Here is an 18,886-nt window from a genome sequence, read left to right as displayed (position 1 = left end):
GGTCACATGGTTTGTTCAAAATAATGCGTCATCAGCTCTGGCCGGTAGTCACCGTGCATAAATAACGCCGGGCTATCAAACCGCAAAAACAAGGCTTCCAGCGCATGCCTGCGCGCATTGAATGCAGCGAGGAATTTTGCTTTCACTTCGCTGCGGAAAAACAGGGTGCGGTTCAGGCCGGTTTCTAGGTCTATCATGGTGCCAAAGCCAAACTTGGGCAGTTTTTTGTATTCCTCGTCGTCCCACAGCACCACAGGAATGACCTTATGCGCTGACATCGCCAGCAAGGTTTTTTCTATTTGCTGCAGTGGCATATGAAAGTCTGATATCCAGAACACCAGCGCACGCGTCTGGCCGAGAAAGTTGGGCACATCGGTCACGCCCTCCACGCCTATACGCAAATGCCGATAGTCGTTTAATAAGGCAATGGCAGCTTTACTCTGGTGCAAATTGCGGCTTAAAGGCAAGGTGAAATCTTCTATCACCTGCTGGTTATAACCAATAAACCCGAACAGATCACCCGCGTTGTAGGCCGAATTGGCCACTGCGGTTGCGATCTCGATCGCGGTATCCAGCTTGCGCTTGCGTCCGCTGAATTGCATGGAGCTGGACAGATCACACACGGCATAGATAGGCGTGGTGCTGTCCTGGTTGAACTGCCGCACCTGCACCTGTTCAAACGGGTCGCGTATGGTCTGGCGCAGATCCATGCGCCGCGCATCCGGGTAATCGACCAGGTTGACGGTGCCACGGTAATCCGAGCCCAGGCCACGCTGCGTACCAGCGTGATCGCCCAGTTGTATGCTGTCCGATTTCCAGGAGATCACATACTCGAACGCCCGCGCATAGCTCGCATCGTCGTGCTCCGTGGCCGCCTGCTTATCGGCTTTTTTAATGAATGAACGTATCATTGGCTGGCTTTAGGCTGCTTTGCTGAAGGTCAGGCTAGGCACGGCAAGCGTGCGTATGATATTGGTGGTCAGTTCACGCGCCAGCGCCGTCCTGCGGTTTTCATAGGCCGCGTTAAACACCAGGCGGTGCGAGATCACTTCGTGGAACACGGCATGGATATCTTCCGGGTACAGGCTGTCGCGGCCATTCAGCCAGGCATTGACGCGTGCCGCTTTCATCAGCATGCCCATGCCGCGCGGGCTGGCACCGGTCTGGATCACACGGCCTACATCCACACTATCCATAGTCACGCCGAATTTCTCCGGGCTTTGCGTCGCATCCCACAGATCCATGGTGTACTCTTCCAGCACATCGCTGGATTTGATGTGGTTTTGCAGCAGGTCAGAAAACGCATTCAACTGGTCGAATTTCAGGATATCGCTCTCTACCTGTTGCGTCAGTTTCTCGGCATGCTGAAACTTGGTATTGAACACCAGTGACTTTTTCAGCTCGCGGTCAGACGGGATCTCTATCGGGATCTCCATCATAAAGCGGTCACGCGCGGCAGAAGGGATCTCGAAGGTCTCGTTCTTTTCTACCTGGTTGCGGTCGGCAAACACGATCATGTGCGGCATGCGGTATTCTTTTTTAAACGCGCTGATATGGCGTTCTGCCATCACCCGCAACATCAGGGCATGCACCTGTGGCCGGGCACGGTTGATCTCGTTAAAGAAAAATACCGACAGGTTCTCACCGGCGCGCAGCAAAGGGCCTTCGTCTATCTGCGGCCTGCCATCCGGGCCTAAAAAGGTGTGGTAGATCAGGTCATTAGGCATCAGGTCCACCGTACCTTCTATCCGCTCGTAAGCGCCACCTATGCCGCGCGCGATCGACTGCAGCAAAGTGGTCTTGCCTACACCCACGCCGCCATCGAGCAACACATGGCCGCGCGCAAAAATCGCAATGTTCATTAAACGAATGGCCTTGCTCTGCCCTACGATTACCTGGTTGACCTGTTTCTCCAGGTTGAGAGCATGGTTACGCCAATCTGCCAATTGAATATCTAATGGAGCGGACATGAATCTTTCCTTTAATAGAATGTTTCAAAAATGTAACAGAATGTAACTAGTCCACAATCCTCCAGTTTCGAGAACTTTGCTGGTCCAGTCAGATATGCGATATAGTGAAGGTTACATAGTCCAGATTGGCAGCAAAGAAAAGGGAATTTTTCCCGTTGTTTAGAATTTTCAAGCGTGTGGGTAGAGGTGAGCTGAGAGGTGAAAAATGCTACGTTCGTGGAGTCTTAAATTAACCATTACCGACACCTCGGGCCTGCCGGTCTATCTGCAGATCGCGCAGCAGATCATGGAGGAGATACAGCGCGGCCGCTTAGCGCCTTCTACCGCCATGCCGGGCACGCGCGAGTTAGCCGAAAAACTGCAGGTCAACCGCAAAACGGTGATCCTGGCCTATGATGAGCTGATCGCCCAGGGCTGGCTGGTTTCGGAACAGCGCAGAGGCTCATTTGTTTCTGCCAACCTGCCCAATTTCAACGCGCAACCGCAGGCAGCCAAAACCGGCAAACAACCGGCCAACGTGGTAGCCGCCACCGAACACCCGCTGCTGAGTTACCAATCGCCGGTAGATGGCGTGATCGACTTTAACGATGGCATCCCCGATGCGCGGCTGATCCCGTTCAATATCCTGTCGCGTGCATTCCGCCATGCGCTGATAGGCTCCAGCAAAGGCAAAAGCCTGGGTTATGGCGACCCGCGCGGCACCCTGGCCTTAAGGCAATCGATAGTCACCATGCTCAATATGGAAAGAGGCCTTAGTGTCGCTATCGACCAGATCTGTATCGCGCGCGGCAGCCAGATGGGCATCTTCCTGGCGGCGCGGGTATTGACCCGGCCAGGTGACAATATCGTGGTAGAGCAGCTCAGTTATCCGGCGGCCAAAGAAGCATTCAGATCCTGCGGGGCCAATATATTGACTGTCGGCCAGGATAAACACGGCATTGATGTCATCGCGCTGGAGAAACTCTGCCAGCAACAGCCTATACGCGCCATTTATGTCACACCGCACCACCAGTTTCCTACCACGGTGATCATGACTGCCGAACGACGTTTAAAGCTGCTGATGCTGGCCGAGCAATATGACTTTACGATAGTGGAAGATGATTACGATCACGAGTTCCACTTCTCGCACCACCCGGTGTTTCCGCTGGCCAGCACCAACCATGGTGGCCGCGTGATCTATGTCGGCTCCCTCTCTAAAGTACTCGCCCCCGGCTTACGCGTGGGTTATCTGGTGGCCACCCCGGAACTGATAGACCGCTGCGCCAAAGAAGTGATGCTGATAGACCGCCAAGGCAACTCTATCACCGAGCTGGCGGTAGCCGAGCTGATGGTTTCCGGCGAGATCAAACGCCATATCCGGCGGACATTCAAGATCTATAACGAACGCAGAAACCTGCTGATCGCGCTGATTAAAACAGAGCTGAAAGAATACGTGACCTTTGACGCGCCCGATGGTGGCCTCGCCATCTGGCTACGTTTGAAAGAAGGCATAGATGTGGAGAAAGTGGCGGCACAGGCAGTCATGCACAAAGTGCGCATCCTGCCTGGCACCCTGTTTTCTGAGTCTGCCCATAGCGTGCACGCGATCAGGCTGGGGTTTGGTAGCTTGACCACTAGCGAACTGGAGAAAGGCGTATTGGCGTTAAAAACGGCATTCCAGCAACATCGCAATGACTTGGGTTGAAACAGCGCTAAAGGCGATTCAAATTGGCTATGCTTGAAATGAGCATTTTTCGTTACAATGCGTTAATTGTATGATTTATTCATACTTTATGTCAGTGAGTTACGGAGATCAACATGACAACTGTGCGTAAAACAATTACCGTGACAGACCAGCAAGATGCCTGGATCAAGTCGCAGATCGAAGCAGGCAATTACACCAATGACAGCGAATACATTCGAGATCTGATCCGCAAAGAGCAAGAGCGTTTTGCAGAAATTGATGTGATCAGGCAAGCGCTGATCGACGGTGAAAACAGCGGCGAACCGCGGCCATTTGATGTGGCAGCATTTAAACAAAGGATGCAAGGCCGTCATGGCTGAATATCGCCTCAGCCCTGCTGCTGAGCGCGACCTGGAATCAATTTGGTTATATTCACAGGCACAGTGGGGACTTGAACAGGCGCATCACTACATCGATATCATGTCGGCGATGTTTGAGACACTGGCTAATTCGCCGAAAACGGCACAAGCGTGTGATGATATTCGCACCGGCTATCGCCGTAAGTGCGTACTGCAGCATGTCATCTATTTTCGTATCACCAGCTACGGAATCGCCGTCATGCGTATTTTGCATGGCCGCATGGATGCACCGCGCCACTTATAAACAAACATTCTCTTACACAAACGCCATAGCGGCCTAATCCCGGCTTAATCTGTAGCGGTCTTTCCTAACGTCAGCATCTCGCAGGCAATCGCACCCACATCCCTCACCGCCTGTTCTATGGCTAATGTCCACAAATGGCTGAAATTCAGCCGGATATAGTGGGTAAGGTCTTTTTTCAGGGAAAAGATAGTGCCGGGGGCGACGGTGATGCCGTTGTCGATAGCAGCGCGGTACAGGGTAAGGGCATCCAGCGCTGGGGGCAGTTTGACCCAGATGACGTAGCCGCCTTTGGGCTCAGACAGTTGCGTGCCAGGCGGAAAGCTTTGTGCGATCACGTTGCGCATCAGCACATAGTTTGAGCGCAGGGTATGCCGCAATTGTTTGAGATGCTGCTCAAAACTGTCGCGCTGCATGAACTTGGCTATGGCGATCTGCGGTGCAGAAGTCAGTGACAGGCTGTTGAGGAACATCAGCTGTTCCACTTGCTGGCGATAGCGCCCGGCGCTGGTCCAGCCGACCCGATAACCGGGTGCCAGCGACTTTGAGAACGACGAGCAATGCAACACCATGCCGGTTTTATCATAGGCTTTGGCCGGCAGCGGCGGCTGGTCGCTGAAATACAGTTCGCTATAAACATCGTCTTCAATCAGCGGGATACCCTGCTCTGCCAGAAACGCCACCAACGCCTGCTTCTTGGCATCCGGCATCACAAAACCAAGCGGGTTCTGAAAATTGCTGGTGAGTATGACCGCAGCGATACGCACCTGGCCGGTCATGGCACGCAGGGCTTCCAGGTCTATGCCGGATTCAGGGTCAGTCGCCACCTCAGCCACTTTCATGCCCAGGCGCTCCACCGTATGCGCCAGGGCGTAATAACCTGGCGACTCCATGGCAATGATATCGCCGGCTTTGGCTACCGCCTGCAAACACAGGGTGATGGCTTCGGTGGCACCGTGGGTGATGACGATGTCGTCCGGCGATACATCCATGCCATTGGCCAGGTAGCGGCGTGCGATCTGCTGGCGCAGCATTTCGTTGCCGGGCGGCAGGTCGCTCAGCACGCCCCACTCGCCCTGGTCATCGGTCAGGGCTTTTTCATACTGGTGGATACGTTTGAGCGGGAACAGCTGCGGGTCGGGGAAAGGCGAACCTAGCGGCACGGTGCCGAATTCGCGTATGGATTTAAGGGTGGTGAGCACCAGCCGGCTGGCATCGACTTCAGACAGGTTGATATCTTTAATTGGTGAGCTTTGTTTTTGCTGCAGGCGTTTGCGCAGGGTGACGTAGTAGCCTGATTGCGGATGGCTGCTGATCACGCCTTCCTGTTCCAGCAGCAGGTAGCTGCGCAACACGGTGCTGATGCTGAGCCCGTATTTCTGGCTGGACTGCCGCACCGAGAATATCCTGTCTCCGGGTCGCAAAACGCCTTCATCTATCATTGCACGTATGCGGGCGGCAAACGAGACATAAAGCTTCATGGTGGGCCAGGCGCGGGAGGAAAATTCAGGTGTTTTCCATTATACGTCAGCCTGGCCCTGGCTGTCGTTGTGTGAGTGGAATGTCTTAGGTCTAGCCCGTGATTAACACGCGCGAGATTTCCTCGCCGCCAGCGGTGAGTGCAGCCACCAGTCTGTCCTTTTGCATGAACACTTCTACCAGCTGCTGCTCGTTGAGTGCGGTCATCAGGCGTTGCACCGTGCTCATGCGTATATCCAGCCGCTTGCAGATCACGGCCAGCGATACCTGCGTGCGGCCTGCTGCATGCTCGGCATGCAATAGTTCCAGCATGCTCAGCATCAGCACTGTGCTGCGGTCCAGCGGCGCATAGTCAGCGGCAAAATCTTCTTTTACCGAGTCTTCCTGCGTATTCAGATAATTATGATCAAGCAGCACGGGCGACCTCAGGTGCGCTGGTTTTTTCCAGAATCACCGGGATAGATTTGGAAGTAGGTGTGCGCGAACCGTCGGCCACGCTTTCCAGCGGCACCAGGTTGTTGGTTTCAGGGTAATAGCCGCTCAGGCAACCCTGCGGAATATCGTAAGACACCACCAGAAACTTGTCTGCCCGGCGCGTGATGCCATCCTGCCAGACACTGACCAGGTTGACCCAGTCACCCGCTGCCAGCCCCAGGCGCGCAATATCGACCGGGTTCATGAACACCACGCGACGCTGGCCGAACACGCCACGGTAGCGGTCATCCATGCCATAAATAGTGGTGTTGTACTGGTCGTGCGAGCGGGTGGTCATCAGCACGAACAAGCGGTCGCCATATTGCTCACGCGCCAGGTGGATAGGCGACTGGACCGGGATGGCCTGCACAGTGAATTCGGCCTTGCCCGATGGCGTGTTCCAGATACGCTCGCTGGAAGGCACCGGCATGCGGAAGCCGCCTGGTATCTTGATACGCTCGTTATAATCCCTGAAGGCCACCGGCATGGTGCGCTCTATCATGTCGCGGATCTTGCTGTAATCTTTGATCGCTTCCAGCCACGGTGTTTTGCTGTGCTTGAGCGTGGCATGCGCCAAACGCGCCACGATCGCCGGCTCGGAGAGCAGCATGGGTGACGCCGGCTTGTTGATACCATAAGAGACATGCACCATGCTCATGGAGTCTTCCACCGTCACGCCTTGCGGGCCGGTTTCCTGGGTATCGATCTCGGTGCGGCCCAGGCATGGCAGTATCAAAGCATCCTTGCCATGCACCAGATGGCTGCGATTCAGCTTGGTGGTCACATGCGCGGTCAGGTCACATTTACGCATGCCTTCCCAGGTGCGGTCGGTATCCGGCGTGGCGATTGAAAAATTGCCGCCCAAGCCAAAGAATACTTTACCTTTACCATCTATCATGGCCTGAATGGCCGCTACCGCATCGTAGCCCGGCGTTTTTGGCACCTTGATATCAAACACGCGCTCCAGGCTTTCGAGAAACTCGATAGGCATCTTTTCATAGATCCCCACCGTGCGGTTGCCCTGCACATTGCTATGGCCGCGCACCGGGCACAGGCCTGCGCCCTCTTTGCCGATATTGCCACGCAGCAACATCAGGTTGACCAGCGTTTTAATGGTAGCCACGCCATGCTTGTGCTGGGTGATCCCCATGCCCCAGGTGGCGATCACGCGGTCACCAGTCGCATAAACGCGGGCGATCTCCTCGATCTGCGCCAAAGGCACGCCGGATTCTTCAACGATCAGATCCCAGCTTTCCTCGCGCGCATCCTGCGCAATGGCTTCAAAGTTGTTTGTGTGCTGCGCGATGAATTCCAGGTCTACCACACGCTCTGTGCCCTGTTTGATCGCTTCGTCATCCCACTGGATCACGAACTTGATCATGCCTTTGACCAGCGCCAGGTCACCCCCCAGCTTGGGCTGGATAAACAGGTCACTGATCTTGCTGCCCTTGAAAGACAACATATCAAACGGGCTTTGCGGGTCGGCAAAGCGCTCAAGGCCACGCTCTTTCAATGGGTTGATAGCAACGATGCGCGCGCCGCGTTTGGCCGCTTCGCGCAACTCGCCCAGCATGCGCGGGTGGTTGGTGGCCGGGTTCTGGCCAAAGATCAGAATGGTGTCGGCATGCTCAAAATCATGCAAAGTCACCGAGCCCTTGCCTATGCCCACGGTAGGCGGTAAGGCCATACTGGTGGATTCATGGCAAAGATTGGAACAATCGGGAAAATTATTGGTGCCGAATTCACGCACGAATAACTGGTAGAGAAAAGCCGCCTCATTCGGCGCGCGGCCAGAGGTATAAAAAATCGCTTCATTCGGGTCAGCCAGGCCGTTCAGGTGGCTGGCCAGCAGCTCAAAAGCGCCATCCCATGACACTTCTTCATACTTATCCGTAGCCGCGTTATAGCGCATAGGGTGCGTCAGCCTGCCTTCATTCTCCAGGTCAAAATCACTCCAGCCCATCAACTCGGTCACCGTGTGTCTGGCAAAAAATGCAGGTGGCACCCGCTTGGCAGTCGCCTCAGCCGCTACCGCTTTTACGCCGTTCTCACAAAACTCAAACGTAGAAGTGTGTTCCTTGTCCGGCCATGCACAACCCGGGCAATCAAAGCCATCCGGCTGATTCTGTGCCAGCAAAGTCATGATGCCCTTGACAGGGATCTTCTGCAGCGCGAGTTGCGCGGCCACTTGCTTTAACGCACCCCAACCGGCGGCAGGGTGGTGATAAGGCTTGATGGAAGCTTTTGGTTGCGACATTTTTCCTACTTGCTGGCTAATAAAGGCTGGGGGCTGGTTAAAGCAGAACAGCGAATGAATACGGAATGAGGATTGCAGCCATGGTAAGCCTGCCAGCGCAAGCAAACCAGATACAGAAACGCGGAATTTTTAGGGTACAGTTATTGCAGTTTTTTTGTTGAGACTGATAATGGAGGCAACAAAATCGCAATATATGTGAAAGATTTTAATTAAGATAATCAAGACATTGTTATTCCAAAACTTTTCTCATCTAAATGCGTCATACTAATAAATCCGGATTGACTGTTTGTAAATTTTGTTGACAGATAAGTAACCACTAACTTATGATTCGGCCTAAATGGACTGGGAGTGCCCGGTCGGCGTTTATGCCTCGGTGAGATCATCGGGGCTTTTCGCTTTCTGGGGATGGATAAATCTTTAACCCCCAGTTTTCATACTGCTCGCCTACCCTATCTCTACCTCCTTCACAGTAAAATTTACGCTTTAAAATGTCATAAGCTCTATTATCCTGCTCAGGCCGAATGACGCTTAACCCGATAGGTCTAGCCACTAAATCCGCTAGCTGTAAGCCACTTGAATTGACGAGTTTCTTTGCAAAAACAATGTTGAATGGCAAAGTTGCACCTGGCTGATTCTCACCATCACATATACGCCTGAATTCCAGTTCTAACTCTTTATCCTCTTTATCGCCGCGGCACTCCACAACAACATGTGTCAATTTTTGCTCCTGCTTTTTTTCCTTTAGGAACTCAAAGAGTGTCTCCAGACAAAATCCCAATGCCAGATGATAAGGGTTGGAAGCATCTCCGTTCTTGGCTATCAAGGCTTCTTTATCAATGACACAGCTAACGAGAATGAAATTGCTCTCTTCTATAATTGAAGTCAGCTCGTTCAGAAATGCTGATTTGTGTTCGCGATCTTTGAAAAAAGTGAAGAATCCTTTTTCTTTGCGAATTTCGTTTTCATGTAAAACCACGTGATCATGGCCAAAATGGTTAAATTTAAACTTTTCTAGCGCAGGGACAACCTTTTCACTGTAATAGCGCTTATGGAATATACAGAAAGCCAGCACAAAAACAGGATAGTTAGGATCGATTGTTTGCAGGCCATGATCTCCGCTTTCATCAACGTAAACAATGTAGTTACTAAAAGGCGATTCAGTCGAGATCACCTCTTCAGCTGGGTTAGATCCTTCCATCTCAAAAAGAGAAAATTGTTGTGGAGAATGCTGAGGTTTTTGCATGACCCAAATTAAATTTTAAGTGTGTCTAAACATCCATGATAAACCGCACGGCGGATTTTTGCTTTTAATAAAAGCAGGATTACGATTTAGCTGCCATTGCAACTAAGTCGACGATGCTAATAAGCAACATATTGATATTGAAGAAAAATTAAATATTACCGAAAACAATTTATTAGCAGTCAACTTAATTTATTGTGGGAAGATAGGTATTCGTCAGATTAGAAATATTCGTTCAGTTTATGAAAAATATTAAAAATCAAAATATCGAAAGTAATCAATACATCCAGACACTGATTGATAATTTCCCATTCATGGTCTGGCTGAAAGATGTGAACAGCCGCATCCTGGTGGCGAATTCGGCGTATGCCAATATGGTGGGGGTCGCTTCAAGTGCCGAGCTGATAGGCAAGACTGATTTTGATTTTTTTCCGCCTGACCTGGCGCAGGAGTATGTAGATGGTGATAAAAAAGCCATGCTCAGCACCTCACCTAGCGCGGTCACCGTGCCGATTAAAAATTCGGATGGTGAGTATTACTGGATAGAGTCTTATAAGTCTGCCGTGGTGGTCAACGGTAAAGTGGCCGGCTCGCTGGGTTACGCCAGGGATGTCACGGCCAATATCCAGAAAGAGCATGAGTACCGCTCGATTGTAGAAAACTCGTCTAACTGCATCGCCAAATACAATAGCGACTGCCAGCGTATCTTTCTCAATAATGCCAACTCCTCATTTTATGAGGTGCCTGCCAGCAGCCTGATAGGCAAAACGCCCTCGCAATATCCCGGCGGTGTCAGCGCACTGGCGCTGGAAGAAAGCATACGCCAGGTGTTTGAAAGCGGCGAGAATCAGCATGTCGCCTTCAGGCTGACCACAAAAAACGGCAAGCACAAGATCATGGATACGGTATTAACCGCCGAATTCAATGCCATCCACGAAGTAAAAGCCGTGATCGCCATCGGCCAGGACATGACGCAGGCTTATGAAAACCTGGACCGCATCAATAACCTGGCCTATTTTGATTCCATCACCAAGCTGCCCAATCGCATCTCATTGCTGGAAGTACTGGAGCGCTGCATACAGCAATCGCAACAGTCAGACTCTTCGTTTGCGTTTTTAATGCTGGACCTGGATGGCTTTAAAGCGGTGAATGACCTGCTAGGGCACGCCGAAGGCGACTTGCTGCTCTATGAAATGGCCAGGCGTATCGAACGCTCAGTGCGCCCTACCGACACGGTCGCCCGTCTGGGCGGAGACGAGTTCGCCATTGTGCTGACCGGCGTCCAAGATGCCAAAAATGCTGGCACTGTATCCAAAAAGATCCTTGAAGCGATCAAGCAACCGATACTGATACGCGGCACCGAACTGTTTATTTCGGCCAGCATAGGCATAGTGGTGTGCCCTGACCATAGTAACGATGTCAGCGATATCGTGAAGTATTCAGATATCGCCATGTATAAAGCTAAAAAACACGGCAGAAACAACTACCAGTTTTATTCATCCGACCTGTCACAAACCACGATAGAGCGCATAGACATAGAACGGGCATTACGCACCGCCCTACAAAACGACGAGTTCCTGCTGCACTACCAGCCGCAAATCGATCTAAAAACCGAAAAGATCGTCGGCGTAGAAGCCCTGCTCAGGTGGAACCGCAACCACAGCGAAATGATTCCACCCAACCGCTTTATCGGCATCGCCGAAGATTCCGGCTTCATCATCGAGATCGGCGAGTGGATCATGCAAACCGCGTTTAAAGACGCAGTCCGCTGGAACACCGGCCGCGCACAACCGATCAGCGTCGCCATCAACCTATCCAGCCGCCAGTTTATCCACAACAACCTGCTCAACTCCATCAAGCACCTGTTAAAGAAAACTCACTGCAACCCGGCCTGGATCACCCTGGAAATCACCGAAAGCCTGCTGCTGAACGACAACCTGCACATCAGAAAAACCCTGAAAAGTCTGGATAGCCTGGGCTTCAGAATCTCGCTGGATGATTTCGGCACCGGCTATTCCGCGCTCAGCTACCTGAACAAATTCCCCGTCAGCGAAATCAAAATCGACCAGTCATTTGTGCAAGGCATTGCCGATAACAATGATCACAGGCTGATCGTACAAGCCATTATTTCAATGGCTAAAAGCTTGGGGAAAGAGTTGGTGGCTGAAGGAGTGGAGACGGCGGAACAGGCTAAGTATTTACTGGATTGTGACTGCAAAGTGGTGCAAGGGTTTTACTTTAGTAAACCTAAGCCGTTTGATGAGATTGATATGTAAGCCAAAAGGGAGATGTGTATAAAAATCTTAGTTTTCTATACATATAAAATAAATGTGTATAGATTTCAGCAAAATCTTATCTTTTGAAATATTTCTTTATGACGTTCGATTAGCGGTTAAAAACAAGGAGCGTTACCGAGTGTAATGAATAAATGTGAGTCCAAACAATGGAAGAGGAAGCATATCCCTACAATTATTTTATATAGACTAAGATATTGATTAATTTATGTAATTTACAGATTAAGGCGATTTACATTTCTAGAAAAAATATAATCCTTTTCTAGAAATTTTCAATTTGGTTGGGTAATCAATCTAAATTACAGGAGAAACAAAGCAAATTTAACTAACTTAGGAATATAACTCTAACTTCGCTTTTGTCACGTTATATTCGTAGTTAGTCAAAGTCCCATTTTTTATTTTTTCCACCATTTCATCAATTATAAAAAGTGGCACAAGAAACCATTCGCGAGGATATATAGGATTTCCGAATCTATCTTTAATGTGAATATCTAACCTAGCTGAATGTAAAAAGCGGTGGATCAGGTTTTCAAGTTTAATTCTATTAATGTTGTATAAATCATATGTGGCAACAACTTCAACATCGGCCATTAAAAATGTAGGATCTAACTTGGCATTAGCAATACGGGTTCCAATATTCCCTCCCGTTACACCAATTTTATGAAGAATGCTTACGCGAGACGAAATTTCAGGATGATCTGATTTACTTCTAAGGACATAAATGATTCCACTCCCAAAATCATCATCAGTAACGATGCTATCAAATAAAGGACCTGCGTTTGGATCAGATACTCTCCGGCCGGCTTCATCCTTGTACAACGCTCGTTGAAAGGAGCGGCGCAAAATATTACTTTCAGTTTGATTGTCATAAATGACGCGCATACGAGCATCAGCCTCACCATTCGGTGCTTTAATAGGCTCTCCACTTTCAGCGACATAGGCTAATTGCCCATTCAGGATAAAAAATTCCCCTGGATTAATGCTAGCATCCTCTTTAAATCGCATTGTTTTACGCACACCCGCTTTGATCTCATCCTGTACTTGATCAAACAAAGGCTTAAAACTCTCAAAATCTTCACAGAATAAGCGCTGAGCAACGTCCTCTGCAGCCTTTCTTTCAGCGCGTGATTTCACATGTTTGAGCTGTCTTATGTCATCAGAAGTGGGTTCTGAAATACCAAGCTCAGCAAGAAGAGCATCATCATCTAAGGCATCTAAATCTGCATTGGTAATATTTGGAGTATTAGTAAGTAGCCCATGTTTATCTTTATTCTCTAACAAACTTTTGCACTCAGTCGATGCACGAATCTGATCCAATCTAACAGCATACAAGCGCTCAAATACATCATTACCTTCACCGTGTTGCGGTAATCGACCATTCGCCTCAATGAAGCGCTCAATCTCTTCGAACCCAGCAATAATGCGTTCTTCGCGCGGGGTATAGCTGCTTGTAACTTTAATTTCTACTTCAACGCCCAGTTCAGCCAGTAAAGCGTCATCTTCATCCGTAAAATCAGACTTAGCCACGACCTGCCTCTGCTTTCATTCGCGCAAGATAAGCGATCCCCTCGGCCATTTTCTTTTCCCAAGGATCAGCTGCCATCAGGGAGGGCAATCGTCCATGTTCATTTCTAAAGATAACTGCACGCTTTGCCAAATCACGCGCCTCTGCCGGTGACATACTCAATTTTTTTCCGGTGATAATTGCCTGCACCTGCTTCAAACTTTCCTCGGTCATTGCTTTGGATAAAATCGCATATGCCTCACTAAATGGATTGATATGGTCAATTAAATCAATATCCAAATCGCGTACATCCGTCACATACTTTCTCACCCCTTGAATAAAAGCCGTACTTCCAACACGTTCATTTTCGATTACATCAGGATGTTCATTGATAAATTGTTTAGCTTGTTGAGTCATATTCATAGCTGCAATCGCATGTTGACGAACAGCTTCCTGATCACCATCATCCAATTCAGGATACCTGTCACGCACAATTTTCCCCATGCGAATTTGTGTTAACTCTTCAGGCACCATTTCGTCATCAAACAAGCCACGTTCAACACTGGTTTTGTCTTGCACAAATGCGGTAATAACCTCGTTTAAATCTTCCTGGCAAATACGTTTTGCATCTTTGCTTTTTGGTTCAACTAAACTTTTTATTTCGATATGGAACTGGCCTGTATTTTCATTAAAACCAACATTGTTGCCGCCAGGTTGATAACCATTTTCACCATAATCAAATCCTTCCATAGGCGCAGCTTGTGGGTTTTTTGGCGTGAAATTAAATTTTGGAGTCAGCACCTGCTCCATCAGCAAACTAGCAGCAATCGCTTTAAGAGTATCGTTAACTGCGTCCGTTACTTTATCTTGTGAGGCATCCGGTTCTGCAATAAGGTTTGTAAATCGTGAGCGTGTTTTACCTTTTGCATCGCGTGTTGCACGACCAATGATCTGAATAATTTCAGTCAAGCTTGAGCGGTAACCAATTGTTAATGCATGCTCGCACCATATCCAGTCAAAGCCTTCTTTTGCCATACCTAAAGCAATAATCACATCTACATGGTCACGATTGTTTTTTTGAGATGGATCTTTTAATGCTGTGAGCACTTTGGCATGCCTGTCTGGGCCATCGTCTACTAAATCCGCTACTTTTAAAGTGCGATTATCTGCGGTGACTACAATATCAAATCCCGTAGCAGGGTCTTTGCCTTTCCATTCTCCCATAGCACCCAGAATTTCACTCACCTCGGTAGTTTTCCCACGCTGAGTACTTTCACGAGAGTTCACGCTAGGTATATGAATGATCGTCTTAAGCGTCGTGTCCAATACCTCGCTGATTTCATCAATATACGAACCCGAATAAAAGTAATACCCTAAATCCAGCGTTTTAAGATAATCATACCCATTTAGCTGTTCATAGTACGTGTAAGTAACTGTTTCAAACTTTGCCTCATCATGCGGAGATAGCACCGCCTCTGCATCACCCCTAAAATATGAGCCTGTCATTGCCACAATATGAACTTTATCTCGCTTAATAAACTCGCCCAAATGCAGCCCAAGTTTATTATCAGGGTTTGCACTTACATGGTGAAATTCATCCACAGCAATTAAGCAATCATCAAATAATTCCAATCCAAATTTGTCTACTGCAAATCGAAATGTTGCATGAGTACACACTAGTGTTTTATCGTAACTTTCTAAAAACGCTTTTACAGAGTTGACCTTGCCACCATCTTCTCCTGGCGAATTACACAGATTCCATTTTGGCGCCACCACCCAATCCCAGTAGAATCCATATTCTGTTAAAAGCTCATCGTTAAAACTGGCCCCAATAGATTTTTCAGGGACTACGATAATGGCTTTTTTAATATCTTGATTATTTAATTTATCTAGCGCAATAAACATTAATGCCCTGCTCTTACCAGAGGCGGGAGGAGACTTAATAAGTAAATATTGCTCACCACGTTTTTCGTACGCACGCTCCTGCATGACACGCATACCTAACTCATTTGCTTTAGTGGATTTTCCATTGGAAGAATAATTGACGGAAACAGACGGAATTGCCCTGAAAATACCTTTTACTGACGCAACTACATTCTCTCCTGGTTTACCGAGGATAGCGCTCTTAAAGAACTCATCTCCAAGCTCATCAATATCAGACATATCTATTCCACTCATTCGCCTAATCTCAGTTAATCGTTTTTTTGATGTGGACATAATATGCTTCTCTTTCTTTTTGACTGGCTTTCCTTAAACTAATGACGCGTATATTTCCTTTACGCTCTGTCCATACTAGGACTGCAGCACTTTGATCATCTAATGCACCAATTGTTACAAATCGCCGTTCTTTAATATCTTGATTATGCTTACTTTCAGCAGTTAAGGTAAGGCCATCAAAAATTCTACAACCTTCTGTAAATCGCAAACCATGTTTAGCAAAGTTGGATCTGGCTTTTGTTTTGTCACAGTCAAACTTATTTACAGATACCATTTAATATATCCTTATTATTTTTTCATTTTTGTGTACAGCTCAAAAAGCTTCTCCAGCCGCTCGGTATCGTTTTTAAATCGTCTTCCTACATAAATCCGCTCTAGTACCTCGTCATTGCGCTCGTGGGCTCTATGTAGATTTTCTGGCATTTTGCCCAACTCGTAGAGATCAGCAATACTTGCTGGAAAATGACTCTCTCTAGCAAGTAATATCTCTTCAGCACAACGTGTTAAGTCAACTTTGTTTTTTTCAGTGAGCTTAGGTAATGGAAAAGTATTCCAGGCTAATGTATTAGTAAACCTATAATCCGTTCTCATTCGTGAACAAACTGTTGCAACCCAAATCAAGCTTAATTTAGAAGCGATTAATGCCAGAACCCAGAGTTCTCTACAGGACATTCCAAAGGAAGAGTTTGAAATCACAGAACCCGATTCTAATAGACCAACTGGTAAATAGGGTCTATTTTGCGAGCTAGTAACTGGGACACAAATTATTGATTCGCTTGGTATAGGTTTACGTTCATCAAATCTATAAGCCCAATTCGCAGCTTTCACTGTGGCAGTTTTGGAGCTTTGTAAGCGGAAATTCTTAACTTGTTCCACCCTGTTTCTAATGCTGGGGATAAGCATTGCTTCATCAACAGAATTATCTTCAATCCAAATACAGTATCTTTTTTCACCACGAATGAGCTCTAAAGAACCAACAAATTGCCTTATAAACTTTTCCCTCTGATCTTTAGTAAGTTTAAGTTGATCAATTTCAAAACTCTCTAAAAGAAGATGACCACCATCGGTAGGGGAATTCCCCCGGTCAAATTCTGGTAACTTACTAATTTGGTGACGCGAACCCTCCACAATGATATTTGGTCCTGGAACCAAGTACGGATTTATATTATCAACTTGCCTTAATATCGTATTGCGATTTTCATCTTCAGAATAAATGGATTTGCGTTCAGATTCGGCCGCGATTCCAACAATAACTACTGTTACCCCCGCATTATTACTTGCAAGATTTGTCCAATTAAAAGAAGTATGCGCAAACGAAATTTGATGTTTTAAACCAAATATTAATGGCCAGAGAACAGAGACTTGCTGGCCTTGACATACAGAATTTGTTGCTACAAATGCAGTTCTAGTTGGGGTTTTGGAACCATACTCAGCAGCTTTAAGAAACCAGCCAGCAACATAATCAAGCACTTTCCAACTAGATGTATATTTTTGAAAAGTTGTTTCTAAATCTAATTTTTGAAGTTGTTCTTGTCTTTTACTTCCGAGATATGGAGGGTTACCACAAATGTAGGTTTCTCCACCTTCGTTTTCAAAATCAATTTCAGCTTGGTTGAGAGGTATGCTAAAGAGATCATCTGCGACCAACTTTACTCCTGTACCCGTAGGAGGACAAATTGTGAGCCAATCCAATCTAAGTGCGTTGCCAGAGGTTATCCAATTTTGTGAATTCAAAGGTAAAAATGCTTGTAGCGCCTCTTTTTGCCCAATGTAAATTACATCGCATTGATACTCAGCTATGATTAATGCCAAGCGGGCGATTTCTGCAGAAAAGTCTCTGAGTTCTATGCCTCTAAAATTAGTAAGGGGAATTTCTGATTTAAGGTGCTGCTCTCCACGCCTCTTGTTAATGTCTGCCTCAATTTCCCGCATTTGTTTGTAAGCAATGACCAGGAAGTTGCCACTACCGCAAGCAGGATCGAATATACGTATATGCGACATACGCCTACGCAGATTAAGGAGTTTACGTGGATTATCATTTGCGGCTTCGAGTTCATCGCGAAGGTCATCCAAAAAAAGCGGATTAAGAACTTTAAGAATGTTTGGCACGCTTGTGTAATGCATACCAAGCGCACCTCGTTCCTCATCATCAGTTATGGCTTGAATCATGCTGCCAAAAATATCAGGGTTGATTTTCGTCCAATCCAGACTACCAACATGCAGTAAATAACTTCGTGCAATTTTGGTAAATTTTGGCGTCTCGGTACTCCCACCAAACAATCCACCATTTACGTATGGGAAGGCATCTGCCCAAGGTCTAAAATTGCTTTTTGCACGTTCTTTAATAGGCGTATCCATAGCCCTAAAGATCTCGCTAATCACCCAATCAATATCCGAAGAATCTTTAGCACTCATTTGCTCAATGGTTGCGGTAAAGAGATCGTTACCGTTAAAAATATCTGTATCTTCGGCAAAAAAGCAAAAAATTAATCGTGCCATAAAATGGTTCATGTCGTGGCGACGTTCGGCAGTGCTCCAATCCGGATTGTTTTTGAGTAACTCGACGTACAGCCGATTCAAACGGCTAGTAGCGCGTATATCAAATGAGCTTTCCCGGATTTGCTTGACGGTGGAAATACCAGCCAGCGCAAGGAAAAAACCAAATTGATTGGGGAAGTCGCTATATCTACAAGCAACGGTTTCTCCTGTGAGAAGGTCTTCCGCTTCAAAGTCATTGCCATCGGTAGCAAGTATAAATTTAGATTTAAATTTCTCAGTTGCAGGGCTGACGCGTAGCTTATGTAATGTGGCATTGGTTTCACCAGTGCGACAAACCGCTATGTGAATATTGTTTCGTTGGAGAACTCCAAGAATTGAATCACTACAAACATCTGATTTGTTTTCACCCCCTGTTTTGAGGCGCTTAATAGTAGTTTCTTTGTTACCAAAAGCTTCTAAAAAAGCATATGGAAAATCCGTTGCATCGAACGGCTGCTCGGCAAGGTTACTGATGGCTTCTTCAATTTCAACTGCGTTCAAGACTTTTATCCCGCAAATCTTTAAATATTTATTTAGGGTGTGATTTTATGGTCTCGCAACTAATAACGAAAGAGTTAAATTAATTCCAT

At 47.5% G+C, this 18,886-nt stretch carries 14 protein-coding genes; 4 read left to right on the top strand and 10 right to left on the bottom strand.

What is annotated here, in order from left to right:
• Nucleotides 1–2: 2 nt before the first annotated feature.
• Together ACFQ1Z_RS13120 and ACFQ1Z_RS13115 are read right to left on the bottom strand one after the other, a co-directional pair.
• Nucleotides 3–911 carry a DUF58 domain-containing protein gene (locus tag ACFQ1Z_RS13120; RefSeq protein WP_379058373.1) on the bottom strand — a complete coding sequence of 303 codons (909 nt, stop codon included), beginning with the start codon at nt 909–911 and terminating at the stop codon, nt 3–5.
• Between the two features lie 9 nt (nt 912–920).
• Nucleotides 921–1,970, bottom strand: a complete 1,050-nt coding sequence (locus tag ACFQ1Z_RS13115; protein WP_379058371.1) for an AAA family ATPase — start codon at nt 1,968–1,970, stop codon at nt 921–923.
• A gap of 205 nt (nt 1,971–2,175) precedes the next feature.
• On the opposite strand from ACFQ1Z_RS13115, the gene pdxR reads away from it, so the two are divergent.
• The 3 genes from pdxR (at nt 2,176) to ACFQ1Z_RS13100 (ending at nt 4,296) form a co-directional block, all read left to right on the top strand.
• On the top strand, nt 2,176–3,654 hold the full coding sequence (gene pdxR / locus ACFQ1Z_RS13110) for a MocR-like pyridoxine biosynthesis transcription factor PdxR (RefSeq protein ID WP_379058369.1): 1,479 nt from the start codon (nt 2,176–2,178) through the stop codon (nt 3,652–3,654).
• 113 nt (nt 3,655–3,767) lie between these two features.
• Nucleotides 3,768–4,013: a type II toxin-antitoxin system ParD family antitoxin gene (locus ACFQ1Z_RS13105; RefSeq protein ID WP_379058367.1), complete on the top strand. Its 246-nt coding sequence runs from the start codon at nt 3,768–3,770 to the stop codon at nt 4,011–4,013.
• Nucleotides 4,006–4,296 (top strand): type II toxin-antitoxin system RelE/ParE family toxin, encoded by a 291-nt coding sequence (locus ACFQ1Z_RS13100; protein WP_379058365.1) that lies wholly within the window; start codon nt 4,006–4,008, stop codon nt 4,294–4,296. Before ACFQ1Z_RS13105 ends, ACFQ1Z_RS13100 begins: the two co-directional genes overlap by 8 nt.
• 44 nt (nt 4,297–4,340) lie before the next feature.
• On the opposite strand, the gene ACFQ1Z_RS13095 is transcribed toward ACFQ1Z_RS13100, so the two are convergent.
• The 4 genes from ACFQ1Z_RS13095 to ACFQ1Z_RS13080 form a co-directional block, all read right to left on the bottom strand.
• On the bottom strand, nt 4,341–5,774 hold the full coding sequence (locus ACFQ1Z_RS13095) for an aminotransferase-like domain-containing protein (RefSeq protein ID WP_379058363.1): 1,434 nt from the start codon (nt 5,772–5,774) through the stop codon (nt 4,341–4,343).
• 91 nt (nt 5,775–5,865) lie between these two features.
• A complete protein-coding gene (locus ACFQ1Z_RS13090) occupies nt 5,866–6,189 on the bottom strand; it encodes a hypothetical protein (protein WP_379058361.1) in 324 nt (107 codons plus the stop codon).
• Nucleotides 6,179–8,503, bottom strand: coding sequence for an FdhF/YdeP family oxidoreductase (locus ACFQ1Z_RS13085; RefSeq protein ID WP_379058358.1), 2,325 nt, complete (start codon nt 8,501–8,503; stop codon nt 6,179–6,181). Before ACFQ1Z_RS13085 ends, ACFQ1Z_RS13090 begins: the two co-directional genes overlap by 11 nt.
• 379 nt (nt 8,504–8,882) lie before the next feature.
• Nucleotides 8,883–9,746: a DUF3800 domain-containing protein gene (locus ACFQ1Z_RS13080; protein ID WP_379058356.1), complete on the bottom strand. Its 864-nt coding sequence runs from the start codon at nt 9,744–9,746 to the stop codon at nt 8,883–8,885.
• A gap of 239 nt (nt 9,747–9,985) precedes the next feature.
• On the opposite strand from ACFQ1Z_RS13080, the gene ACFQ1Z_RS13075 reads away from it, so the two are divergent.
• Nucleotides 9,986–12,019, top strand: coding sequence for a sensor domain-containing protein (locus tag ACFQ1Z_RS13075; protein ID WP_379058353.1), 2,034 nt, complete (start codon nt 9,986–9,988; stop codon nt 12,017–12,019).
• A 348-nt stretch (nt 12,020–12,367) separates the two neighbouring features.
• Here the strand turns inward: ACFQ1Z_RS13075 and ACFQ1Z_RS13070 are convergent, their stop codons facing one another.
• The 4 genes from ACFQ1Z_RS13070 to ACFQ1Z_RS13055 are packed head-to-tail and all read right to left on the bottom strand — an operon-like array spanning nt 12,368 to nt 18,797.
• Nucleotides 12,368–13,564 (bottom strand): GIY-YIG nuclease family protein, encoded by a 1,197-nt coding sequence (locus tag ACFQ1Z_RS13070; protein ID WP_379058350.1) that lies wholly within the window; start codon nt 13,562–13,564, stop codon nt 12,368–12,370.
• Complete coding sequence (locus ACFQ1Z_RS13065) at nt 13,557–15,704, bottom strand: DEAD/DEAH box helicase (protein ID WP_379058347.1); 2,148 nt, start codon at nt 15,702–15,704, stop codon at nt 13,557–13,559. Before ACFQ1Z_RS13065 ends, ACFQ1Z_RS13070 begins: the two co-directional genes overlap by 8 nt.
• Before the next feature lie 25 nt (nt 15,705–15,729).
• Nucleotides 15,730–16,032 carry a BrnT family toxin gene (locus ACFQ1Z_RS13060; protein WP_379058344.1) on the bottom strand — a complete coding sequence of 101 codons (303 nt, stop codon included), beginning with the start codon at nt 16,030–16,032 and terminating at the stop codon, nt 15,730–15,732.
• A gap of 14 nt (nt 16,033–16,046) precedes the next feature.
• Nucleotides 16,047–18,797: a class I SAM-dependent DNA methyltransferase gene (locus tag ACFQ1Z_RS13055; RefSeq protein WP_379058341.1), complete on the bottom strand. Its 2,751-nt coding sequence runs from the start codon at nt 18,795–18,797 to the stop codon at nt 16,047–16,049.
• Between the last annotated feature and the right edge of the window lie 89 nt (nt 18,798–18,886).

This window comes from Methylophilus luteus (assembly GCF_042676265.1).
GTDB classification, from domain to species: domain Bacteria; phylum Pseudomonadota; class Gammaproteobacteria; order Burkholderiales; family Methylophilaceae; genus Methylophilus; species Methylophilus luteus.
This window is presented reverse-complemented; position numbering and strand designations above follow the sequence as displayed.